This window comes from Micromonospora rubida, assembly GCF_009908295.1.
Lineage (GTDB): Bacteria > Actinomycetota > Actinomycetes > Mycobacteriales > Micromonosporaceae > Micromonospora > Micromonospora rubida.
Map to the genome: position 1 here is coordinate 610,933 of NZ_JAAALO010000001.1, position 22,218 is coordinate 633,150.

The window sequence follows — 22,218 nt, forward strand, 5'->3', positions numbered from 1 at the left end:
GCGCGTCACTGGGCCAGCTCGGCGACCGACCCGCGGAGCTACGGCCCGGACCACCCCCATCCATATTGACAACCGCCGCTCCCTTCGGTTCTCCTGGGAAGTGAGAGCGCTCTCACCCCCATTCGTCCCGTTGATCGCCCGGCGGTCCCGGGCCGGTGCTCGGTGCGCCGGGCGAGGAGGAAGCATGCGGTTCACCCGAGGGCGCGGCGGCGCCGATCCGACCGGACACCCGCTCCCGCGCCGGGCCGGCGCGCTGGCCGTCGCCCTGCTGGCCCTGGTCGCCGGCGGGGTGCTGGCCGGCCACGACGCCGTCGACGCGCAGGCAGCGCCCGACGGCCACGCCGACCACGCGTACGTGCTCAGCCCGGAGCAGGAGCGGGCAGCCCTGGAGCTCCAGCTCGCCCCGGTGCGCGGCTCGGAATTCCGGGCCGACTGCCCGAGCAAGGGACGCGCCAACGACGACCCGATCGTCCGGCCGGGCCAGCCGGGCGCTTCGCACATGCACGAGTTCTTCGGCAACACGACGACGAACGCGTTCTCCACCCTCACCTCGCTGAGGGCCGGTGCGACGACCTGCGACCCGGTGACCGACAGGTCCGCGTACTGGGTGCCGACGCTCTACCAGAACGGCACGGCGGTCACGCCGCAGAGCGTCCGGATCTACTACCAGGGGATCACCGACCGGGCGAACGTCCAGCCGTACCCCCAGGGCCTGCGGATCGTGGTGGGCAACCCCCTCGCGGCCAACCCCGACCAGAACCCGGCGGCCCGGTGGAACTGCGTCGGCATCCCCCAGGCCAGCCGCGACTTCCCGGTCTGCCCGGCCGGCTCCAGGCTGGAGACGTACCTCGACTTCCCGACCTGCTGGGACGGGAGGAACCTGGACAGCGCCGACCACAAGAGCCACATGGCGTTCGGCCTGGGCGGCGTCGGCGGGACGTGCCCGACCAGCCACCCGGTGCCCGTGCCCCGGCTGGAGTTCCTCATCACCTACGACGTGCGCGGGACCGGGCTCACTCTGGGCGGCACCCGCGACGGGGCCAACGTCACCACAGCCCCCGGCTACACCTTCCACGGCGACTTCTTCAATGCCTGGGACGAGCAGGCCCTCGCCGACCGGGTGCGGCAGTGCGTCGTCGACGGCTACGTCTGCGGCAACGACGGCAAGCCCATCCAGCAGTGATCCGCAGCGGGTCAACCCCGGCTCCGCTCAGCTGCGGAAGGTGCGGTCCAGCAGGTCGAACAGGGCGGCCCAGTGCCGCTCGGCGGCCCGCTCGTCGTAGGCGGCGGTGTCGGCCATGGTGAACCCGTGGGCGGCGCCGACGTACAGCTCGGAGCGGTGCCGGACCCCGGCCGCGTCGAGCGCCGCCTCCAGCGTCGCGATCTGCTCGGGCGTCATGGACCCGTCCTGGTCGGCGTGGGCGAAGTACAGCTCGCCGGTCACGGAGCCGACGCCCAGGTGCGGGCTGTCCGGCGCGTCGGTGACGACCCGGCCCGCGTGGAAGCTGGCCACCGCAGCAATCCGGTCGGGATGCGCCTCGATGGCGCGCAGGGCGTTCGTGCCGCCCATGCAGTAGCCGGTGACGACCACCGGGCCGGGCGCGACGTCGTCCCGACCGGCCAGGAAGTCCAGGTACGCCGCCGTGTCCCCGGCCACCACCTCCGGGGTCAGCGCGGCGACGAGCGGCATGATCCGCTCGAAGGCCCGGGCGCGCTCCTCCGGGTCGTCCAGGCGGGAGAGGTCGAACAGCGGGGCCCTGCCGGCCCGGTGGAACAGGTTGGGCACCAGCACGACATGCCCCCGGGAGGCGATCCGCTCGGCCATCTCGACCAGCCGGGGCCGCAGGCCGAACGCGTCCATGAAGAACAGCACGGCCGGGAACGGGCCGTCGCCGTCCGGTCGGGCCAGGATCGCGTCGGCGACCCCATCGCCCACCGGCACATCCACCGTCGTCGTACGCGCCACGTCATCCTCCGTCGGGTCGTCGTCCGACCCGCACCCTATCCGTCCGGGCAGCGGCCCGGTTCCGGCGCCCGGGTCACCCCGGGTCGCGGCGCGGTCGGGGTGGCCGGTCGTCCCGGTCGATGCGCAGCTCCCGCTCCAGCTCGCCGATGACGGCCCGCAGGTCGTCGAGCCGCTGGGTGAGCGCGATCCGGTCCACCTCGTCGGGCACGCCGTCGCCGTCCTCGTCGTAGTCGGGCCCGAGCCGCTCGGTCATCTCCAGCCGGCGGGCCTCCTCCATCGAGTTGACGATGACCGCGATCAGAATGTTGAGCAGCAGGTTCACGGTGATGATGACGTAACTGACGTAGTAGACCAGGGTCCACGGGGACAGGGCCATGCCCTGCTCGACGAGGTCCGGCAGCGTCTCCAGGGACAGCAGCACGAACAGGGTCAGCAGCGACCGTCCGATGTCGCCGTACTGCTCCGGCTGGGCCCTGCCGAAGATGAGCCAGCCGGCCATCCCGTACACGTAGAGGGTCACCCCGGCCAGCGCGAGGAAGCCCGCGACGCCCGGCAGGCTGCGCCACAGCGCCGCGACGATGGTGCGCAGCCCGGGCGAGAACCGCACGAGCCGCACCATCCGGACGACCCGCACGACGCGCAGCAGCGCGGAGTCGCCGTGCAGACCCGGGACGAAGATCGCCGCGATCACCAGGAAGTCGACGACGTTCCAGCCGTGCCGGAAGAAGTCCAGCGGCCGCCGACCGTACGCCGCCATCCGGACGGCGATCTCGGCCACGAAGGCGGCCCGGAAGACCCACTCCAGCCAGAGCAGCACCGGCCGCGCCGGCCCCAGCTCGGGGTACGTCTCGACGCCGAGCACCACCCCGTTGGCCAGGATGACGACGACGATGGCGACCTCGAAGGGGCGCGACCCGGCGATCCGGGCGCACCGGCCGGCCAGCCCTGGCGGCCCGGCCCGGCGCACCGGCCGATCCTCGGTCGACGTCGGCCAGGGTACGTCGAGCATGGCCCCACCCTACCGAGGGCACCGACGGGCGACGCCGCGCGCCAGGGCGGGCGTACGCAAGCCGCGTCGAACGACGACCGCCACCGACGGGGCCAGGCCTCGTATCAAGCCGCCACGCCGTCAACAACGCTCATGGTCACTACAGCTAGTCACCGCGCCCAACCCTGCCGACCCCGCCCGCGGGTGCTGCGCTGCCGACGCCGACGGTGCCCGACGGTCAGCCACAAAGATCGTCTGTCACGTACCGGCGTCCCACCCGGCGTGTCGCGCCGGTGACCAGCAGACGATCAAGGGGCGGCCCATGAGGAAGCGTGCGGGGCGGGACGGGGCGGGGCGACGAAGGACGGCAGGGAACGCCGCGCACCGCGCACGTTGCACAGGGGGCAGCAAACCACCCATCACCCGCGTCAACAACGGTGCTGGGCATTACAACTAGCCGTTCGGCCGGGTTGCGGGGTCGAGGGCCGCATCAGATCGCCCGGCCGATGCGGGGACGATGAATCGCCGGAGCGGCAGGCCGATGAGCAGTGCGACCGCGACCAGGAGGCCACTGATCCACACCGGGCCGAGGTCGCCAGCGTTGGCGCCGAGGGTAGCTGCTGCAACGACGGGGCCGCCGGCAGCACCGATGTTGAGCGCCGCGGTCGCGTACGACCCTCCCATGGTGGGGGCGCCTGCTGCCTCATGGAGCACCCTGGCGATCAGGGTGCCGCCCAACGCGAAGGAGAGCGTGCCCTGCACGAACGCGAGGAGCAGAAGCGCCACCGGCTGGGCAGCCAGGGTCGCCAACGCGACCCAGCCGAGCAACAGCAACGGGCCACCGACTGCGATCACGATGCCGGGACGCCGATCGGAGAGCCGTCCCGCGAGGGTGACGCCGACGAAGGACCCGACACCGAAGAGCACCAGCACGACCGGGACCCACAGCTCGCCCAGGCCTGCGGTGTCGGTCACGATCGGTGTCAGGAAGGTGAACGTGGCGAAGGTGGCGGCGTTGACCAGGGCGCCGAGCAGCATGACCAGGACCAGCCTGGGCATCGCGAGCTGGCCGATCTCGCCCCGAAGAGACGAGCCGGCCGAAGTGTCCCGAGGGGTTGTTCCGGCACGGGCCGGAATGCCCTTCACGACGCCGAAGGCAGCGGGAAGGCAGAGCAGTGCGATCGCCCAGAAGGTTGCCCGCCAGTTGAGCACCGTGCCGAGCACCGCGCCCCCGGGAACCCCAGCGATGGTGGCCACCGTCGTACCCGAGAGCAGCACCGCCAGCGCGCGCCCTTTCTGATCAGATGCGACGAGCGTGGCCGCCGTGCTCAGTGCCACAGCCAGGAAGCCCGCGTTGGCCAGGGCGGCGATCACCCGGGTGACGAACAGCACCGCGAAACTCGTCGTGAGGGCGCCCGCGACGTGGGCCACGGCGAAAGCCAGCACGAAGCCCAGCAGGCTGGCCCGGGCAGGCCACCAGCGCGCAAGCGCCGCCATCAACGGCGCGCCGACGATCATCCCGACAGCGAACGCCGAGGTCAGAAGCCCGGCGGACCCGACCGACACGTCGAGGCCGATGGCGATGTCCGGCACCAAGCCGGCGAGCATGAACTCCGAGGTGCCCATGGCGAAGACCGCCACGGCAAGCAGGTAGAGCGGCAGAGGCATCAGGAACTCCGAGGTGAGAGGAAACGACGAGACGTCTCGTCACCGCGGCCAGCACCCCAAGGGCGCGCGCACATGTCCCATGCAGCGAGACTGCTGGGAAGCGGGCGATGAACTCAGCGGTTCAGGGGGCTGACGGCGTGACCGAAAGCCCCCACCTTGGATGCCTCAGGGCTCGACATGACGCGAACACTACCGGCTCTCGATGTCCATGCGCGACGCCGGGCGACCGGAGTTTTCGGAGATGTTTCGGCTGCCGGGCGGTGGTGGAGACGGCCGGGACGGCTGGAGCGGCACCGGTTCCGGGAGTGCCCGACCGTCGAAAGTTTCGGGATATGCTGCGGCCGGGCTGGCCTCGTGAGGGAGACGACATGGAGCAGCGACGGGCGACGCTGGCGGAGATCGCGGATGTCGCCGGCGTGTCGGTCCCCACCGTCTCGAAGGTGCTCAACGGCCGCCCCGACGTCGCGCCGGGCACCCGTCGGCGGGTGCAGTCGCTGCTCGACGAGCGTGGCTACACCGCGCGCGGGGCCGGCCGGCCGGCGGCCCGGGCCGGTTTGATCGACCTGGTACTGCGGGACCTGGGTAGCCCGTGGGCGATGCAGATCATCGACGGGGTGGAGGAGTTCGCCTACCGCGCCGGGTTCGGCGTGGTCGTCTCCGCGGTGCACGGCCGGCACCGCAACCGCCCCGACCGCCGGTGGACCGAGCAGCTCGCCGCCCGGCGCTGCGACGGCGTGCTCCTCGTACTCTCCGACATCTCGGCCGGCCAGCGCGGGCAGCTCGACGAGCTGGGCATCCCGGTGGTGATCATCGACCCGGCCGGGCAGCCCGAGGCGGACATCCCCTCGGTCGGCGCCACGAACTGGGCGGGCGGGCGCGCCGCCACCGAGCACCTGCTCGGCCTCGGGCACCAGCGGATCGCCGTGATCTGCGGGCCGGCCGCCGTGCCGTGCAGCCGGGCCCGGGTCGACGGGTACCGGGCCGCCATGGACGCCGCCGGGCGGCGGATCCCCGCCGGGTACGTCCGCGCCGGGGACTTCACCTCGCCGTCGGGCTACCGGGAGACGAACGCCCTGCTCGACCTGACCCGGCCGCCCACCGCGATCTTCGCGTGCTCCGACGAGATGGCCTGGGGTGCGTACGAGGCCCTCTACGAGCGCGGGCTGCGGGTGCCCGACGACATGAGCGTCGTCGGCTTCGACGACCTGGACGCCGCGCGGTGGGCGGTGCCGCCGCTGACCACCGTCCGCCAGCCGCTGACCGAGATGGCGGGGATGGCCGCCCGGATGCTGCTCAACCTGATGGACGGCGAGGAACTGGGCAGCCACCGCATCGAGCTGGCCACCCCGCTGATCGTCCGGCACAGCACGCGCGCCCGCTGACCGCCCGGCACCGCACGAGGCCCACCGACGCCCCCGCCGGGTCCCCGGCCGGGCCGCCGGCTCCCAAGGCTTCGATGTATCGACATGTTGCGTGATGGTTCCGAACGCCCCTAAGCTGCCATGGGAGCGCTCCCGAGGCTTCCCCGATGCCCGCAGCGGATGCGCGCCGGCACGCCCCGCACCACACACCCCCCGGGCCTCGCCCCACCACCCCCGACGGAAGAGACGGTCCGATGAAGAGATTCCCCCGCCCGTCCCGACGACACCTGGCCGTGGCAGGAGCCGTCGGCGCGCTGACCCTGGGCGCGACGGCGACCCTGCCGGCCACCAACGCCATGGCGGCCACCGGCTGCGCCGTCACCTACACGACCAACAGCTGGGCCGGCGGGTTCACCGCCTCGGTCACCATCAAGAACCTCGGGGACGCGGTCAACGGGTGGACCCTCGGCTTCGGCTTCCCCCACTCCGGGCAGCGGGTGGTGCAGGGCTGGTCGGCCACCTTCAACCAGACCGGCAGCGCCGTCACCGCGCAGAGCCTGAGCTACAACGGCTCGCTGGCCACCGGAGCGAGCACCAACATCGGCTTCAACGGCTCCTGGACCGGCAACAACCCGGCACCGACGTCGTTCGCGCTCAACGGCACGGTGTGCACGGGCGGGACGACGCCCACCACCGCCCCGCCCACCACCGCCCCGCCGACGACGCCCCCGCCCACCACGCCCCCGCCGGGCGGCACGACGCCGGTGGCGATCAACGGCCAGCTCCGGGTGTGCGGAGTCAACCTGTGCAACCAGTACGGCAAGCCGATCCAGCTACGGGGCATGAGCACCCACGGCCTCCAGTGGTTCTCCCAGTGCTACAACGACGCGTCCCTCGACGCGCTGTCCAAGGACTGGCTGGCCGACCTGCTCCGCGTCTCGATGTACGTGCAGGAGGACGGCTACGAGACCGACCCCGCCGGCTTCACCAACCGGGTCAACACCCTGGTGGACGAGGCCACCGAGCGAGGCATGTACGCGCTGGTCGACTTCCACACGCTGACCCCCGGTGACCCGATGTTCAACCTGGCGCGGGCCAAGACGTTCTTCGCCGCCGTGTCGGCCCGGCACGCCAGCAAGAACAACGTCATCTACGAGATCACCAACGAGCCCAACGGCGTGAGCTGGTCGACCATCAAGAACTACGCCGAGCAGGTCATCCCGGTCATCCGCGCCAACGACCCGGACGCGGTCGTCGTCGTCGGCACCCGCGGCTGGTCCTCGCTCGGGGTGTCCGAGGGCGGCAACTCCACCGAGGTCGTCAACAGTCCGGTGAACGCCGGCAACATCATGTACGCGTTCCACTTCTACGCCGCGTCGCACCGGGACAACTACCGCGCCGAGCTGGAGCGCGCCGCCGCCCGGCTGCCCATGTTCGTCACCGAGTTCGGCACCGTCACGTACACCGGCGGCGGCGCCGTGGACGCGGCCAGCAGCACCGCCTGGCTGGACCTGCTGGACCGGCTGAAGATCAGCTACGCCAACTGGACGTTCTCGGACGCCGACGAGGGCAGCGCCGCGTACCGCCCGGGCACCTGCTACGGCGGGACGTACACCGGCACCGCCGTGCTGACCGAGTCAGGCACCTTCATGCGCAACCGGATCCGCACCCCGGACAACTTCCCCACCAGCTGAGCCCGCCACCCGCACCCGGTGGGGCCACCCGCGTTCGGCGGCCCCACCGGGTGAACGGTCAGAGCGGCTGCACGAAGTACGGGGAGACGTCGAACCAACCGTTGCCGGCCGCGCCGCTCAGCCGGCCGCTGCTGGCGGTGGACAGGGTGTACCAGGAGTCCACGTAGTCCGGGTCGTCGGTGTACCAGGAGGTCGGGATGGCGTCGAGGATCGCGCTCACCAGCGGCTGGTACACCCCGCCGTCCACGATCACCAGCAGCGCGCCGACGATCGCCTGGACCAGGGCCTTGTAGTTGGTGTCGCCGTCGTCCTCCATCATCACCACGTCGGCCAGGTTGTACTTGTAGGCCGAGAAGTGCACCAGGAGCTGGTTCGGGCGGTAGGTGGTGCCATCGTGGTCGAGGTAGGGCATCTGGACCAGGTCGACCGTGGGCTTGCCGTCGAGCCCGAATCCGGCCACGAGGCTGTAGATCTCCGCGTCGCCCTTGAGCCACGGCTCCTTGTCGTCGTTGAGCCGTACCGCGTCGACCTTGGTGGCCCAGTAGCCGGACGCCGCCGTCGCCCGCGCGGTGGTCGCCGCCCGCGCGGCGGCGGTGTCGGTGACGCCCCGGCGGGCCAGCTCGCCGCGCATCAGCTCCAGGCCGGCGGACAGCGCCCGGCCGGTGTCGACCTCCACCAGCAGCACCGGGCGGGCGGGAGCCCGGGAGGCGTCCAGCCGCACCGGCCGGGCACCCCGGTCGTAGGCGGTGACGTTGGTCAGGGCGTCGTCGGTGGGGGTCGCCGCCACCAGCGCAACCGCGCCCCGGGTCGCCGCGGCGCGCATGTCCGGGGTGGCCCAGCGCAGCCGCAGCAGCGACCCGGCCGTTGCCGGCAGGCCCTTGGCCGCGAGCACCCGCCGGTTCGCGGCCCGAGCCTCGCCGGACAGGCCCGGCGCCGCGAGCGGGACGGCGAGCAGGTCGGCCGGGCCGTCGGCGGTGGCCGCGAGGACGGCCCGGGTCGCCGCCGGGTCGGCGAGCGCCCCGGCGAGCCGGCGGGCCAGCCCGTCGGTGACCGAGAGGACGGTCCCGGCCGGGGCGGCGGCGGGCGCGGGGCCCCGGTGCTCGGGGCGGGCGTACGCGGGGGTGGCCACCGGGGCGGCCAGGACGGCCGCCGCGAGGCCGGCCGCAAGCGCGGCGCGGCGGAGGGTGGAAGTGTGCACGCGGGCTCCTCTGCATGGTCCGACCGCCGGATCGTGGCGACGGTGCAGAGAAGATATACATCTAGACTCTTGCACTTATCAATGCCCAGGGTCGACGCGTGAGGCGTCAGTGGACGGTTTCCTCGCCCACCGTCCCGGCCCGCATCGCGCGGACGGCCTCCCCCGCGTACCGGCAGGCGGCCCACTGGCCGGCGGCGACCTCGACCAGCACCGGGTCGACCTCGGCGCAGTCGGGGCGGGCCTGCGGGCACCGGGTCCGGAACCGGCAGCCGCTCGGCGGGTCGACGGGGCTGGGGATGTCGCCGCTGAGGATGATCCGCCGGCGGTGCCGCTCCACCTTCGGGTCGGCCACGGGGATGGCCGACAGCAGCGCGGCGGTGTACGGGTGGGCGGGCTGGCCGTACAGCTGCTCGGGCGTGCCGGTCTCCACGATCCGGCCCAGGTACATCACGGCGACCCGGTCGCTCATGTGCTCGACGGCGGCCAGGTCGTGCGCGATGAACAGGTACGTCAGCCCGAGGTCGCGCTGGAGCCCGCGCAGCAGGTTCATGATCTGCGCCTGCACGCTCAGGTCGAGCGAGGCGATCGGCTCGTCGAGGACGATCAGGTCGGGTTCCCCGGCCAGCGCCCGGGCGATGCCGACCCGCTGGCGCTGGCCGCCGGAGAGCTCGTGCGGGTGCCGGTCGGCGAGGTCGGCGCGCAGGCCGACCATCTCCAGCAGCTCCGCGACCCGCCGACGGCGGGCGTCCGCGGAGTCGACGAGCCGGTGCACCACCAGCGGCTCGGCGACGCTCGCGCCGATCGTGCGGCGGGGATCCAGTGACGCCTGCGGGTCCTGGAACACCATGGCCACCCGGCGGCGCAGGCCGCGCAACTGGCGGCGGGACCACCACGTCACGTCCCGGCCACCGACCCGGACCGACCCGCAGGTCGCGTCGACCAGGCGCAGCAGCGCCAGGCCGGTGGTCGACTTGCCGCTGCCCGACTCGCCGACCAGCCCGAGCGTCTCGCCCCGTCGGATGCCCAGCGACACCCCGTCGACGGCGCGGACGGCGGCGCCGCCGGGCGCGGGAAACCACACCCTGAGGTTGTCCAGCTCGGCGACGATCTCCCCCGGGTCGGCGACGGTCTCCCCCGGGTCGGCGGCCGGGGCGGCGGGGTCGGCGGTCATGCGTCCTCCGAGAGCGGGTAGAAGGTGCGCACCCGGTGACCGGGGGCGACCGGGACCAGGGGCGGCAGCTCGTGCTCGCAGCGGGCGTCCCCCCGCACCGGGCAGCGGGGCCAGAAGGCGCAGCCGGCCGGCAGGTCCAGCGGGCTCGGCGGCGACCCCTGGATCGCCGGCAGGTCCCCGTCCCGGACGCCGGGGCCGGGCCGCGCCGCCAGCAGCGCCCGGGTGTACGGGTGCGACGGCGCGTCGAACACGGCGTCGACCGGGCCCTGCTCGACGATCCGCCCCCCGTACATGACGGCGACGGTGTCGGCGACCCCGGCGACCACGCCCAGGTCGTGGGTGATCCAGACGACGGCGGTGCCGAGCCGGCGGCGCAGGTCGGCGATCAGCTCGACGATCTGCGCCTGGGTGGTGACGTCGAGCGCGGTGGTCGGCTCGTCGGCGATCAGCAGGTCCGGCTCGCAGGACAGCGCCATGGCGATGACGACCCGCTGGCGCATCCCGCCGGAGAACTGGTGCGGGTACGCGTCCACCCGCTGCCGCGGCGATGGGATGCCGACCAGGTCGAGCAGCTCCACCGCCCGTTCCCGGGCCTGGCGGCGGGTCATGCCCAGGTGCTCCTCGCACGCCTCGGTCACCTGCCGGCCCACGGTCAGCACCGGGTTGAGCGAGGTCATCGGGTCCTGGAAGACGAAGCCGACGTGCCGGCCCCGCAGCCGACGGCGGCGCGGCTCGGGCAGCGCGGTCAGCTCCTCGCCGAGCAGCCGGACCCGGCCGGTGACCCGGGCCGTGCGGGGGGCGAGGCCGGTCGCGGCGAGCACGGTCAGGCTCTTGCCGCTGCCGGACTCGCCGACCAGGGCGAGGGTCTGACCGGCCCGCACCGACCAGTCGACGCCGGCGACCGCCCGGGCCGGGCCCCGGCGGGTGCCGATCGTCACCGTCAGGTCCTCAATGGCCAGCACCGGCTCGGCAATGTCAGGGCCGGCGGGCTCGTGGCGGTCCGTCGCGCCGGCGCGGCCCGGGCGGGTCGGTCGGTCGGTCCGTTCCCTCATCTTCTGCTCCTCCTCGCCTCGCCGACGGTGAGCTGGCGCGGGTCCAACACGTCCCGCAGCGCGTCGCCGACCAGGTTGAAGGCGAGCACGGTGAGGAAGATGGCGGCGCCGGGAAAGACGCCGAGCCACCACGCCTCGGTGACGAACCCGCGTCCGTCGTAGAGCATCCGGCCCCACGCCGGGTCGGGCGGCTGGATGCCGAGGCCGAGGAAGGACAGGGCCGCCTCGGACAGGATGGCGAAGGCCAGGGACAGCGACGTCTGCACGATCAGCGGGGCCGCGATGTTGGGCAGCACGTGGCGGCGGATGATCCGGGCGTCGGACGCGCCGATCGACACCGCCGCCCGGACGAAGACCTGCTCCCGCACCGAGAGCACGCCGGCCCGGGTGACCCGGGCGAAGATCGGGGTGTAGACCACCCCGATCGCGACCATCGCGGTGAGCAGGCCCGGCCCCAGCACGGCGACGATCGCCACGGCGAGCAGCAGCACCGGGAACGCGAACAGCACGTCCATGCCACGCATCAGGACGTTGTCCACCCAGCCCCGGTACCAGCCGGCCAGCAGCCCGACGGTGACCCCGACCAGCAGCGCGATGCCCACGCTGACCAGGCCCACCTCCAGCGACACCCGGGCGGCGACGAGCACCCGGCTGAGCACGTCCCGGCCCAGCTCGTCGGTGCCGAACAGGTGGTCGAGGCTGGGCGGGCGCAGTATCCCGTCGACGTCGACGTCGTTGACCCCGTCCGGGGCCAGCCACCGGCCGGCCACCCCCACCACGAGCAGCAGGAGCAGCACCGCCGTGCCGGCGACGGCCGGCGGGTCGTGGCGCAGCGCGGACAGCGCCCGGCGCAGCGTGCCGTCCGGGTGGCCGCTCACCGGACGCCGATCCGCGGGTCGAGGCGGGCGTAGAGGACGTCCACCAGCAGGTTCATCAGCAGGAACAGGGCGGCCACGAAGAGCACCGCGCCCTGGAGCACCGGGTAGTCGCGGGCCTGGACGGCGTCGTAGGTGAGCCGGCCGACGCCCGGCCAGGCGAACAGCACCTCGATCACGATCACCCCGCCGATCAGGCTGGCCAGCTGCACCGCCACCACGGTGACCACGGGGATGAGCGCGTTGCGCAGCACGTGCCGGACGACCACGATCCGGGAGCGCAGCCCCTTGGCCTCGGCGGTGCGCACGTAGTCCTCGGAGAGCACCTCCAGCACCGAGGAGCGGATGAACCGGGTGAGGATCGAGGCGGTGACCAGCCCGACCGCCCCGGCCGGGAGGAGCACGTGGGACGCCCACCCAGCCGGGTCCTCGGTCAGCGCCACGTACCCGGACGGCGGCAGCCAGCCGAGCACCCCGGCGAAGAGCAGGATGCCCATGATGCCCATCCAGAAGTCGGGCACCGACACCCCGAACTGGCTGAACACCCGGGCGGCGTGGTCGAGGGCCGAGCCGCTGCGCACGGCAGAGAGCACGCCCAGCGGGAAGGCGACCAGCAGGGCGAGCAGCACGGCGGTCACCGCCAGGGACAGCGTGGCCGGCAGCCGCTCCAGCACGATGGTGGTGACGGGCTGGCCACTGCGGAAGCTGACCCCGAGGTCGCCGGTCAGCGCGTGGCCGACGTAGCTGGCGTACTGCGCGACGAGCGGCTGGTCAAGGCCGGACCGCTCCCGCAGCGCGTCGTAGGTCTGCTGGTCGAAGCGGGTGCCGAGGGCGACCCGGACGGGGTCGCCCGGCACCAGTTGGAGCAGGAGGAAGACGACGAGCGTCACCCCCAGCAGGACGACGACCGACTGGAGCAGCCGGCGGAGGACGAAGCGTGTCACGCGGGGCTCCCGTCAGCTCACCGGTCGAGGCCGACGTCGCGGAACCGGACGGCCCGGTCGGCGCGGACCTGGTACCCGGTCACCTGCTTCGACCAGCCCTGCACCACCTCGGGGTTGTACAGGTAGAGGTAGCTGGCGTCGTCGACGATCTGCTTGGCGGCCTGGTCGTACGTCCGCTTGCGGGCCGCCGGGTCGGTCTCGGTCCGGCCCGCGTCGAGGAGCTTGTCGACGGCCGGGTTGCTGTACCTGTGGAAGTTGAACGTCGCGCCGGTGCGGTGCTGGGCGTAGTAGAACTCGTCCGGGTCGATGTTGCCGAGCCAGCCCAGCATGAACGCGTCGAAGTTGCTCTTGCCCTGCTCGTCGAGCCACTGGGCGAAGTCGAGGGTGCGGATCTTGACGGTGATCCCGACGTCCTTGAGCTGGGCGGCGATCACCTGGGCGGCGGCGACCGTCTCCGGGTACTCGTTGGTCACCATCAGGTCCATGGTCAGCCCGCGCACGCCGGCCTGGCCGAGCAGCTGCCGGGCCTGGGCCGGGTCGTGCCGGTACGGCGCGTACTCGTAGTACCAGGAGCTGCCCTCGGGGATGGCGGTCTGGTTCGGCTTCGCCAGACCGAACTTGGTCGCCTTGGTGATCGCCTCGCGGTCCAGGGCGAAGGCGATCGCCCGGCGCACGTTCACGTCGTCGTACGGCTTGCGGCCCTGGTTGAGCGCCAGGTACCAGTAGTCCGTGGAGGGCCTCGACTCGACGGTCACGCCGCCGCCGTTGCCCTTCAGCGCCGCGACCTGCTGGGGCGGGAGGTTGTCGGTCCACTGGACCTCGCCGCCGCGCAGGTTCTGCAGGGCCACGGTGGGGTCCTTGACGAAGGTGAAGGTGACCCCGTCGAGCTTGGGCCGGCCGCCCCAGTAGGCGTCGTTGCGGACCAGCTTGACGCTGTCGCCGGAGGTGTAGCCGGCCACCGCGAACGGCCCGCTGCCGACCGGTCTGGTCTTGACCGCACCGGACTCGACGTTGGACTTCTCGACGATCGCGACGCCCTTGAACCCGCCGAGGTTCGCCAGCAGGTTCGGGGTGGGCTTGGTGAGCGTGACGACCACGGTGGTCGGGGCGGGCGCGGTCACCGACTTCACGGTCTCGAACTTGTACGCCTGGTTGAGCTTCTCGGAGATGATCCGGTTGTACGAGTAGGCGACGTCCTCCGAGGTCAGCGGCGATCCGTCGGAGAACCTGACCCCCTCGCGGAGGGTGAAGGTCCAGGTGAGCTGGTCGTCGCTGGTGGTCCACCTCGTCGCCAGCGACGGGCCCATGCGCAGGTCCGCGCCCGGCTCGACCAGGGTGTCGTACACGTTCTCCAGCACCTGGAAGCTGTAGTAGGCCGAGGTCCGGTGCGGGTCGAGCTGGTCCGGCTCCCCGCCGATGGCCGCGGCGAGCGTCCCCCCGGCGCCCCCGCCGCCCGTGTCGCCGGCACCGCCGACGTCGACGCTCTCGCCGGAGCTGCACCCGGCTGTCGCGGTGAGCGCGAGCGCGAGCACCGCGCCGGCCAGCCTGGATCTGGTCATGGACCGGTCCCCCTCCCCTGGTGGGCGGGGCGGACCCGCAGCCGTCGGAGCGCCACCGTCCGTCCCGTCCACTTTCGACGGCTTCCCACCACCATGCCCTCTCCGGCCCGGATGCGAAACCTGAGGCGCCGAAACCAGGGGGCGCCGGCGGCGTCACCACCGCGCCCCCGCCGATCCCGGCGGCCTGCGGTTTTGTCACACAACTGTCATACGACTGGGAGATTCCCTCCAAGACGGCGTAGCAGGGTTGCGGTTGCCCGGACGCCGCAGCGGCCCCGTGTCGCCGCCAGGCGGTGACCGACGGGTCCGGACCGGTTCGGTGTCACCCCGACGCCCGGCCGGCGCCCTCCGTGGCCCGACCGTGGCAGCGGACAACGAGAGGAATCCGGGATGACCGTCGTACCGGACGATCACCTGATGACGCTGATCTGCGACGACTGCGGCGACACCACCACCGGTCATGCCTACGTGCTGCCCGACGCCGAGGTCGTCTGGACGCTGGTGTCCGAGCACGGCTGGAGCGGCTCACCCTTCGCCATCGGCCCGCACCGCTGCCCGCCGTGCAGCATCGCCGGCCCGGAGGGCGGCCCGGCCCTCGGTCTGGACCATGTCGACGACTGCGACCAGGCCACGGGCCGGGACGAGGGCGCCCTGCGCGCCGCGCTCGACGACACGGTCGAGTTCGACGGGCGGGCCGTCGTGGACCTGCACGGCGTGGAGCAGATCGACCCGACCGGGCTCGGCCTGCTGGTGCGGGCGCACCAGCAGGCCAGGAACCGGGGCGTCGTGCTGTGCCTCGCCGCCCCGTCCCGATTCGTCCGCACCGTGCTGCACACGATGCGGCTGGACGGTGTCTTCCCGGTCTTCGACACCCAGCGCGAGGCCCTGCTGGACCGCCCCCGCCCCACCCACACCCCGGTGCCGTGACCCCCGGCCCGCCCCCGGTGCGGTGGAACGCCCGGCCCGCCCGGCGTCGGGGTGACCACCGGGGCCGGCGGGGGCGCGGATGCGGGCCGGACGGGTGGATCCGCCCGGGCGGATTCGGATCCGGGCCGGTTCAGCGGTCGTCGGGCCGTCCGGGCTCCGGCTGGTAGACGTCGGGCACTCCGTCGCGGTCGAGGTCGACGTTCTCGGCCTCGTGCACCTGCCGGTACAGCCGGCTGCGGCCCCGAAGGATCACCGTGGCCAGGACGGCGGAGACCAGGGAGCCGGTGAGCACCGCCACCTTGACGTGGCCGTCGCGCTCGCTGCCCAGCCCGAAGGCCAGCTCCCCGATCAGCAGCGAGACGGTGAACCCGATCCCGCCCAGCAACGCCAGGCCGAGGACGTCGAGCCAGTTCAGCCCCTCGTCGAGGTCGGCCCGGGTGAACCGGGACACCAGCCAGGTGGCCAGCATGATGCCGACCGGTTTGCCGAGCACCAGGCCGACCACGACGCCGATCGCCGCCCGGTCGGTCAGGGCGGTGACCAGCCCGGCGAGGCCGCCGACGGTGACACCGGCGGACAGGAACGCGAAGACCGGCACCGCGACGCCGGCGGAGAGCGGACGGAACCGGTGCTCGAAGTGCTCGGCCAGCCCCGGACCGGCGTCCGGGCCGCCGGCGGCCTGGCTGCGGACCACCGGCACGGTGAAGGCCAGCAGCACACCGGCGACGGTGGCGTGCACCCCGGACTCGTGCACCAGCGCCCAGGTCGCCGCCGCCAACGGCAGCAGCAGCCACCAGGAACGCACCCGGCGCCGCACCAGCAGGGCGAAGACCGCCAGCGGGACCAGCGCGCCCAGCAGTGGCCCGACGGCCAGGTCGGAGGTGTAGAACACGGCGATGATGACGATGGCCAGCAGGTCGTCGACCACGGCAAGGGTGAGCAGGAACGTGCGCAGCGCCGCGGGCAGGAACCGCCCGACCACGGCGAGTACGGCCAGCGCGAAGGCGATGTCGGTCGCGGTCGGGATCGCCCAGCCCTTCGCCGCGTCGCCGTCGGCGATCAGGGAGTAGAGGACCGCCGGCACGAGCACCCCGCCCGCGGCGGCGGCCACCGGCACCGCGGCTCGGCGCGGGTCGCGCAGGTCACCGGCGACGAACTCGCGCTTGAGCTCCAGCCCGGCGACGAAGAAGAAGATCGCCAGCAGGCCGTCGGCGGCCCAGGTAGCCAGGCTCAGGTCCAGGTGCAGCGCCGCCGGGCCGAACCGGAGGTCCCGCAGCGCCCGGTACCCGTCGGACCAGGGCGAATTCGACCAGATCAGGGCCAGCAGTGCCCCGGCGAGCAGGAACGCGCCGCCGACGGTCTCCTTGCGCAGGATGGCCGAGATGCGGCTGGTCTCACCCCACGAGCGTCGGGCGAACAGGCTGGCACGGCGCCGGGGGGCGTCGGTCACGTGAGGTCTCCTCGTCGGCAGGGGTCGCGTCATCCATCGCCGACCAGACTTCCCGGCACACCAGAACGCAACGTTATCCCGCCGGGCCCGGAACTCGCCGAGGGAGGCGGCCGTTCCGCCCGTCGGCACCACTCCGCAGGTTGCCAGCCGGGAGCTGGCCATCCATACTGATGGATGTTCCTGAGCCGGACATGATCGGGCGCCGGGCAGCCTCGATCGGCAACCCCGCCCCATTCGCGTCCTCCGGAGGAACCCGTCCATGAGAGCGAAGATCAGACTGCTGTGCGCCGCCCTGGCGGCCGCCGCGGTGACCGCGCTGGCGGCGCTGACCGTCCCGACCCCCGCGTCGGCCGCGGCGCTGACCGAGGTCACCGGCTTCGGCACCAACCCGAGCAACCTGCGCATGTACCTGTACGTTCCGGACAACGTCGCGCCCCGACCGGCGCTGGTGGTCGCGGTGCACTACTGCACCGGCACCGGCCCCGCCATGTACTCCGGCACCCAGTTCGCCGCCCTGGCCGATCGGTACGGCTACATCGTGGTCTACCCGTCGGTGACCCGGAGCAGCCAGTGCTTCGACGTCGCCTCGCCGCAGGCGCTGCGCCGCGACGGCGGCAGCGACCCGGTGGGCATCAAGTCGATGATCGACTACGTCCGGCAGCGCTACCCCGTCGACCCGAACCGGATCTTCGCCACCGGCATCTCCTCCGGGGCGATGATGACCAACGTCCTGCTCGGCCTCTACCCCGACGTGTTCGCCGCCGGCGCGGCGTTCGCCGGCGTTCCGTTCGGCTGCTTCGCCACCACGAACGGCTCGGAGTGGAACAGCGAGTGCGCCAACGGGCAGCTCACCAGGACGCCGCAGGCGTGGGGCGACCTGGTCCGCAACGCCTACCCCGGGTACACGGGCAAGCGGCCCCGGATGCAGCTCTGGCACGGCACGAACGACGAGGTCCTGCGCTACCCCAACTTCGGGGAGGAGGTCAAGCAGTGGACCAACGTGCACGGGCTGAGCCAGACCCCGACGTACACCGACACCCCGCAGTCGGGCCACACCCGCACCCGGTACGGCGGCAGCGGCCCCACCGCGCCGGTCGAGGCGATCAGCATGAGCGGCGTGTCGCACAACCTGCCCGTGGACGCCGCCCAGGCCATCCGCTTCTTCGGCCTCGACAGCACCACCCCGCCCACCACCCCGCCGCCGACCACGCCGCCTCCGACCACCCCGCCTCCGACCACCCCGCCGCCCGGTGGTGCCTGCCGGATCGGGTACGCGGTCAACGCCTGGAACAGCGGCCTGACCGCCGCCGTCACCATCACCAACACCGGCAGCACCGCGGTCAACGGCTGGGTTTTGGCGTTCACCCTGCCGGGCGGGCAGACCATCACCAACGGCTGGAACGCGTCCTACTCCCCCGGCAGCGGGGCAGTTACCGCCCGTAACGTCTCCTACAACGGCGCCATCGCGCCGAACGCCTCGGTCGACATCGGCTTCCAGGCGACCCACACCGGCAACACCGCAAGGCCGACCTCGTTCACCCTGAACGGGGCGGCCTGCGCCGTCGCCTGACCGGCCGCGCGGGCGGCGGTGGGCGTCGGGGACTCCGGCGCCCACCGCCGCCCTGTCCGCCGGGCCGTGGCCGGGGACGGCCGCGGCCCCCGGTCAGGGGACGCCCGGTCGGGGGACCCCCGGACGGTGCATCCACACCAGGCTGATGACGCCGTCGGACCTGCCTTGACGGTCGGCACCCATCCGGAAATGAGTACGAAGACGGATAGGTCAGGTCTCGAAGCCGTGGCAGGTTCGTGGGCATGGATGATGTGGATGCGCCGCGCCGAGCGTCGTTCGGGCTCAGCGCTCTCGTCGCGCTCGGCTGGTACGCCACCGCGATCGCCGCTGTTTTCGTCGGACGGTCCGGGATGCCGGCTACGCCGAACCAGGACTGCTCGGCGGCGTTCAGCTGCCTGACACCGCAGGAGGAGATCGGCCTGATGCTGATCCTCGGCGCGCCGGTCCTCGCGGGTCTGCTGATCACCACGCTGGTGATCATCGGCCTGCTCGCGCGCCGAGTCCCCTCCTCGATCCTCGCCGGCACCCTGTCGGCGCTGGGCAGTGCTGCGGTTGCGGTTGTGGTCGGTGCGGTCTGGCAGGGTGCCCGATGAAGCGCATCGGGCTCGGCGCACTGCTCCTCGCCTGGCTCTACGGCGTGCCCTTCCTGCTCATCGTCGGGTTGGTTCGACGGACGTCCTCGCCCTCCATCGCGACCCACGCGGCGGCACGTGCGTTCGGCTCGACCACGGGCACCATCCTGACCGCGGCACTGGTCCTCAACCTGGCACTCCCGGTGGCTGGGGTGCTGCTCGCCCGGCTCGCCCGCGATCAGTACTGGACTCGCCACTTCGTCTGGTCACTGGCGGGTATGGTGCTGATCTATTTTGCTGTCGCGATCGTGGGAAGCGCGGCCACTGGTCCGTTGATCGGCTGGACGCCGGCCAACCAGGAGCCGGCACCCTACGGCGGCACCCAATGCATCCCGATCAGCGGCGGCCGTGGCTGCCCCGGCGGCTGATCCCGGCGTACGGCGCGGCATGCCGCACCCGCATGCGCTGTCCCGCCTGCGCCAGCAACGCGCTCATGGCGACCACAGCCGGGGTTCCCCGACATGGTCACCGTGACGCCCGGTCGGCGGCAGATCAGTGCACGTGATCATGAGTCGCAGCTGGTGCCGGAAGCGCCGGCCCGAGGCGGGCGAGCGGGGACAGGGCCATCAGCACGGGTGACAGCATCATGCCGGCGACCGTGACCAGCAGCGCCGGGCGTATCCGCCAGTGTTCTGCGAGGAGGCCGCCGAGCAACGAGCCGAATGGCGTCAGGCCCATGCCGGCGAAGGTGAGCGTCGCGGTGACGCGGCCCTGCATCGTGTTCGGGGTGACGGCCTGCCGGACGGCCATGACAGCGACGTTGACCAGTTGGCCGAAGGCCCCGAACACGAGGTTGATCGCGATTAGTGCGGCAATGGTGGCCACGGAGGTGCCGTGCAGCGCGGGCACGCACAGCAGCACGCCATCACCGATGGCCGCCGCCGCCACGAGTACGGTTCCGTAACCGAGGCGGCTCGGGAGGCGGGCGGCGAGCAGGGAGCCCACGAGCGCGCCCGGCCCCGTCGCGGCGAGCACCAGTCCGATGGCGGTGCCGGACAGGTGCAGCTCCCGTGGCAGGAAGAGCAGGTAGGCGGTCATCATGGCCGCGAAGGAAACCTGGAATGCGGCCGAGGCGAGGCACACGGTACGTAGCCAGGTGTCGCGGACGACGAAGCGGAGGCCCTCGTGGATCTGCCGCCAGATCCGCTGGGGACCGCCCGGGTGCTGCGGGATCGACTCGCGGTGACGGATACGGGAGATGCCCAGGATCGACACCACGAAGAACAGGGCGCTGGACGCGGCGGCGATCGGCGCCGACAGCAGGGACATCATCGTCCCGCCGAGAGCGGGACCGCCGATCTGGGCCGCGGACCGGCTTCCCTCGATCGCGCTGTTGCCCTGCAGCAGCTGATCGCGTCTCACCAGGCGTACGAGAGAGGCTTGGTAGGCGACGTCGAAGAACACCGACAGGGCCCCGATTGTGAAGGCGATGGCCAGCAGCGCTGGCAGGCCGAGGCCGCCCACGAGGGCGGCCACGGCGGCTCCGCCCAACGCCAGGGCTCGGCCGAGGTCCGCCAGGACCATGACGGTGCGGGTCCGCCACCTGTCCACCCACACGCCGACGAACAGCGCGAGCAGCAACTGCGGTGCCTGCCCCACCGCGCGCAGGACGCCCAGTTGATCCGCGCCGACGTTGAGCGTCAGGACGGCGATCAGCGGCAGGATCACCAGACTCGCGTGTTCGCCCAACTGTGAGGCCGTCTGGCCTATCCAGAGGCTGCGGAAGTCCGAGTTGCGCCACAGGCTCGGCGTGACGGATCGAGCGGAATCGGAAACGGCGGAGTAGCCGGACGGCACAGAGACCCCTTGGATTGCTGCGGAGGAGGCGCACCGACCGCCGTACGACAAACGTACTGACGGTGCAGGTGGGGAAGACTCGCTGTGCAGCGCGATTCAAGGGCAGCACGCGATGACAGGCCGATCACAGCCTGAGACGTCAACGCGCCGCCATCCGTGGTCGACCGACTCTGATCTTTTCGTGACGTGCGAACGGGGGCATGGGTGGACACTCACCGGCCGGGTGCGGGTAGGTCCTCGCCGCTGATCACGATGCACCCGAACAAGTCGCCGAGCACAGCCCGTTGGTGGTCCGTCAGCGGGTTCACGAAGACGGCAACGTCGGCATTCGCGGCCAGGCACGCTTGTGCGACTTCGCGCGCCTTGCCAGGGCCGAGCAGTGTCCGCCGCGAAAACGGCTCAGTCATCTTGGCCGCACCGCCGTCCGAGACACCCCGCCGCTGGACGTGCTGGCTCACCACCCGTCCACCGTGTGCCTCTACCGAATTCGCCAGCAGATCGAGCTTCCGGCCGAACTCTTTGTCCCTCGCCGAGAACAGGCCCACGAGCACCACGTTGGCGCCCGCCAGCACGGAGATCGGTGGCCCGCCCGGATATCGCCGCACGAGGCGATCGTGCCATGCCAGACGCCTTACGGGCATCGAGGAGACAGCTGCGATCCCGAGTCGACGCCGCTCCGCTGGTCACGGAACGCCACGCTCACCACTTCCTGCCGTGGATCTCGCCGACTTGCTCGGTCTGGTGAAGCATTCGGCGGCCATGGAGATCCTCTACTTCGGCGTCGTGTTCGGCCGACCGTTCAAGCAGGATCTGCCGTACGTCGGCGACGGAGCGGAGGCCAATGCCGACATGTGGGCGGCCCCAGATGAGACCCGCGAGGAGATCGTCGACTTGTACCGTCGCGCGATTGCCCACGCCGACACCACCATTGAAGCCCTTGCATTGGATGAGGCCGGCCGCGTGCCCTGGTGGGGCGATGCAGCGGTCACGTTGCACCACGTCCTGGTCCACGTCGTCGCGGAAACGCAACGGCACGCCGGCCACGCTGACATCGTGCGCGAACTCATCGACGGCGCGGCCGGGCTGCTGCCCAGGAACGACAACCTGCCCCCGCCGACAAGTCATGGTGGCTGGACTACCGCCAGCGAGTGGAGCAGGCTGCCCTCGACGCCAGCCTGCAGACCGCCCGGTCGAAGGCGGGTGGTCGCCCGCCGGCGCTGCCCCTGGCGGCTCGGCGGGCGACCTGGCCCGAGCGTTCCGGGATGACGTGCCGGATCCCGCGGTACCGCAAAGCGCGGCGGGTGGAGTCGTGGGCGTAGCCCTTCGTCCCGTCGGCCGTACGCCGGCCGCTCGAAGCCATCTCGAC

At 72.3% G+C, this 22,218-nt stretch carries 19 protein-coding genes and 2 pseudogenes; 8 read left to right on the forward strand and 13 right to left on the reverse strand.

The annotated features are described in order from the left end of the window. Positions 1-184 precede the first annotated feature (184 nt). Positions 185-1,183 (forward strand): DUF1996 domain-containing protein, encoded by a 999-nt coding sequence (locus tag GVV04_RS02610; protein ID WP_161684105.1) that lies wholly within the window; start codon positions 185-187, stop codon positions 1,181-1,183. Positions 1,184-1,210: 27 nt separating this feature from the next. Here GVV04_RS02610 and GVV04_RS02615 read toward each other — a convergent pair whose 3' ends face one another. The 3 genes from GVV04_RS02615 to GVV04_RS02625 all read right to left on the reverse strand — a co-directional run bounded on the left by GVV04_RS02615 (position 1,211) and on the right by GVV04_RS02625 (position 4,622). After that, positions 1,211-1,966, reverse strand: a complete 756-nt coding sequence (locus tag GVV04_RS02615) for a dienelactone hydrolase family protein (RefSeq protein WP_161684106.1) — start codon at positions 1,964-1,966, stop codon at positions 1,211-1,213. Positions 1,967-2,039: 73 nt separating this feature from the next. Beyond that, positions 2,040-2,975 carry an ion transporter gene (locus GVV04_RS02620; protein WP_161684107.1) on the reverse strand — a complete coding sequence of 312 codons (936 nt, stop codon included), beginning with the start codon at positions 2,973-2,975 and terminating at the stop codon, positions 2,040-2,042. A gap of 432 nt (positions 2,976-3,407) precedes the next feature. Then, on the reverse strand, positions 3,408-4,622 hold the full coding sequence (locus GVV04_RS02625; RefSeq protein WP_161684108.1) for a Cmx/CmrA family chloramphenicol efflux MFS transporter: 1,215 nt from the start codon (positions 4,620-4,622) through the stop codon (positions 3,408-3,410). A gap of 368 nt (positions 4,623-4,990) precedes the next feature. On the opposite strand from GVV04_RS02625, the gene GVV04_RS02630 reads away from it, so the two are divergent. Both GVV04_RS02630 and GVV04_RS02635 read left to right on the forward strand, forming a co-directional pair. Further along, a complete protein-coding gene (locus GVV04_RS02630; protein WP_161684109.1) occupies positions 4,991-6,004 on the forward strand; it encodes a LacI family DNA-binding transcriptional regulator in 1,014 nt (337 codons plus the stop codon). A 233-nt stretch (positions 6,005-6,237) separates the two neighbouring features. Beyond that, the gene (locus GVV04_RS02635; protein ID WP_161684110.1) at positions 6,238-7,677 is read left to right on the forward strand and encodes a cellulase family glycosylhydrolase; all 1,440 of its coding nucleotides are present in this window, start codon (positions 6,238-6,240) and stop codon (positions 7,675-7,677) included. Between the two features lie 58 nt (positions 7,678-7,735). Here GVV04_RS02635 and GVV04_RS02640 read toward each other — a convergent pair whose 3' ends face one another. The 6 genes from GVV04_RS02640 to GVV04_RS02665 form a co-directional block, all read right to left on the reverse strand. Beyond that, entirely contained in the window at positions 7,736-8,875 is a 1,140-nt protein-coding gene (locus GVV04_RS02640) for a DUF3103 family protein (protein WP_161684111.1), read from the reverse strand. 106 nt (positions 8,876-8,981) lie between these two features. Beyond that, a complete protein-coding gene (locus GVV04_RS02645; RefSeq protein WP_161684112.1) occupies positions 8,982-10,046 on the reverse strand; it encodes an ABC transporter ATP-binding protein in 1,065 nt (354 codons plus the stop codon). Continuing rightward, positions 10,043-11,098: an ABC transporter ATP-binding protein gene (locus tag GVV04_RS02650; RefSeq protein WP_161684113.1), complete on the reverse strand. Its 1,056-nt coding sequence runs from the start codon at positions 11,096-11,098 to the stop codon at positions 10,043-10,045. Before GVV04_RS02650 ends, GVV04_RS02645 begins: the two co-directional genes overlap by 4 nt. Then, the gene (locus GVV04_RS02655) at positions 11,095-11,976 is read right to left on the reverse strand and encodes an ABC transporter permease (protein WP_161684114.1); all 882 of its coding nucleotides are present in this window, start codon (positions 11,974-11,976) and stop codon (positions 11,095-11,097) included. The genes GVV04_RS02650 and GVV04_RS02655 overlap by 4 nt, the downstream gene beginning before the upstream one ends. Then, the gene (locus GVV04_RS02660; protein WP_161684115.1) at positions 11,973-12,917 is read right to left on the reverse strand and encodes an ABC transporter permease; all 945 of its coding nucleotides are present in this window, start codon (positions 12,915-12,917) and stop codon (positions 11,973-11,975) included. Before GVV04_RS02660 ends, GVV04_RS02655 begins: the two co-directional genes overlap by 4 nt. A gap of 17 nt (positions 12,918-12,934) precedes the next feature. Beyond that, positions 12,935-14,476: an ABC transporter substrate-binding protein gene (locus GVV04_RS02665; RefSeq protein ID WP_161684116.1), complete on the reverse strand. Its 1,542-nt coding sequence runs from the start codon at positions 14,474-14,476 to the stop codon at positions 12,935-12,937. A gap of 390 nt (positions 14,477-14,866) precedes the next feature. On the opposite strand from GVV04_RS02665, the gene GVV04_RS02670 reads away from it, so the two are divergent. Beyond that, the gene (locus GVV04_RS02670; RefSeq protein WP_161684117.1) at positions 14,867-15,403 is read left to right on the forward strand and encodes an STAS domain-containing protein; all 537 of its coding nucleotides are present in this window, start codon (positions 14,867-14,869) and stop codon (positions 15,401-15,403) included. A gap of 130 nt (positions 15,404-15,533) precedes the next feature. Here GVV04_RS02670 and nhaA read toward each other — a convergent pair whose 3' ends face one another. After that, complete coding sequence (nhaA, locus tag GVV04_RS02675; protein WP_161684118.1) at positions 15,534-16,886, reverse strand: Na+/H+ antiporter NhaA; 1,353 nt, start codon at positions 16,884-16,886, stop codon at positions 15,534-15,536. A 226-nt stretch (positions 16,887-17,112) separates the two neighbouring features. Here nhaA and GVV04_RS02680 point away from each other — a divergent pair, with 226 nt between their 5' ends. The 3 genes from GVV04_RS02680 (at position 17,113) to GVV04_RS02690 (ending at position 19,423) form a co-directional block, all read left to right on the forward strand. After that, a complete protein-coding gene (locus GVV04_RS02680) occupies positions 17,113-18,423 on the forward strand; it encodes an extracellular catalytic domain type 1 short-chain-length polyhydroxyalkanoate depolymerase (RefSeq protein WP_161684119.1) in 1,311 nt (436 codons plus the stop codon). Between the two features lie 242 nt (positions 18,424-18,665). Further along, the gene (locus GVV04_RS02685; protein ID WP_161684120.1) at positions 18,666-19,016 is read left to right on the forward strand and encodes a hypothetical protein; all 351 of its coding nucleotides are present in this window, start codon (positions 18,666-18,668) and stop codon (positions 19,014-19,016) included. Further along, positions 19,013-19,423, forward strand: a complete 411-nt coding sequence (locus GVV04_RS02690) for a hypothetical protein (RefSeq protein WP_161684121.1) — start codon at positions 19,013-19,015, stop codon at positions 19,421-19,423. Before GVV04_RS02685 ends, GVV04_RS02690 begins: the two co-directional genes overlap by 4 nt. A gap of 124 nt (positions 19,424-19,547) precedes the next feature. On the opposite strand, the gene GVV04_RS02695 is transcribed toward GVV04_RS02690, so the two are convergent. After that, a complete protein-coding gene (locus GVV04_RS02695; RefSeq protein ID WP_328822165.1) occupies positions 19,548-20,852 on the reverse strand; it encodes an MFS transporter in 1,305 nt (434 codons plus the stop codon). A gap of 212 nt (positions 20,853-21,064) precedes the next feature. Continuing rightward, positions 21,065-21,457 carry an HflX-like GTP-binding protein gene (locus GVV04_RS32685; protein ID WP_235965541.1) on the reverse strand — a complete coding sequence of 131 codons (393 nt, stop codon included), beginning with the start codon at positions 21,455-21,457 and terminating at the stop codon, positions 21,065-21,067. 154 nt (positions 21,458-21,611) lie between these two features. Here GVV04_RS32685 and GVV04_RS32690 point away from each other — a divergent pair. Then, positions 21,612-21,866 (forward strand): annotated as a pseudogene (locus GVV04_RS32690) (mycothiol transferase); the annotation flags it as partial. Between the two features lie 160 nt (positions 21,867-22,026). Here GVV04_RS32690 and GVV04_RS32015 read toward each other — a convergent pair. Then, positions 22,027-22,176 (reverse strand): annotated as a pseudogene (locus tag GVV04_RS32015) (IS5/IS1182 family transposase); the annotation flags it as partial. Between the last annotated feature and the right edge of the window lie 42 nt (positions 22,177-22,218).

Coding starts and splice junctions, on each gene's coding strand:
- GVV04_RS02645 (WP_161684112.1), bottom strand. CDS start 10,046: ATGACCGCCGACCCCGCCGCCCCGGCCGCCGACCCGGGGGAGACCGTC.
- GVV04_RS02650 (WP_161684113.1), bottom strand. CDS start 11,098: ATGAGGGAACGGACCGACCGACCGACCCGCCCGGGCCGCGCCGGCGCG.
- GVV04_RS02670 (WP_161684117.1), top strand. CDS start 14,867: ATGACCGTCGTACCGGACGATCACCTGATGACGCTGATCTGCGACGAC.
- GVV04_RS02625 (WP_161684108.1), bottom strand. CDS start 4,622: ATGCCTCTGCCGCTCTACCTGCTTGCCGTGGCGGTCTTCGCCATGGGC.
- GVV04_RS02665 (WP_161684116.1), bottom strand. CDS start 14,476: ATGACCAGATCCAGGCTGGCCGGCGCGGTGCTCGCGCTCGCGCTCACC.
- GVV04_RS02690 (WP_161684121.1), top strand. CDS start 19,013: ATGAAGCGCATCGGGCTCGGCGCACTGCTCCTCGCCTGGCTCTACGGC.
- nhaA (WP_161684118.1), bottom strand. CDS start 16,886: ATGACGCGACCCCTGCCGACGAGGAGACCTCACGTGACCGACGCCCCC.
- GVV04_RS02685 (WP_161684120.1), top strand. CDS start 18,666: ATGGATGATGTGGATGCGCCGCGCCGAGCGTCGTTCGGGCTCAGCGCT.
- GVV04_RS02630 (WP_161684109.1), top strand. CDS start 4,991: ATGGAGCAGCGACGGGCGACGCTGGCGGAGATCGCGGATGTCGCCGGC.
- GVV04_RS02635 (WP_161684110.1), top strand. CDS start 6,238: ATGAAGAGATTCCCCCGCCCGTCCCGACGACACCTGGCCGTGGCAGGA.
- GVV04_RS02620 (WP_161684107.1), bottom strand. CDS start 2,975: ATGCTCGACGTACCCTGGCCGACGTCGACCGAGGATCGGCCGGTGCGC.
- GVV04_RS02610 (WP_161684105.1), top strand. CDS start 185: ATGCGGTTCACCCGAGGGCGCGGCGGCGCCGATCCGACCGGACACCCG.
- GVV04_RS02680 (WP_161684119.1), top strand. CDS start 17,113: ATGAGAGCGAAGATCAGACTGCTGTGCGCCGCCCTGGCGGCCGCCGCG.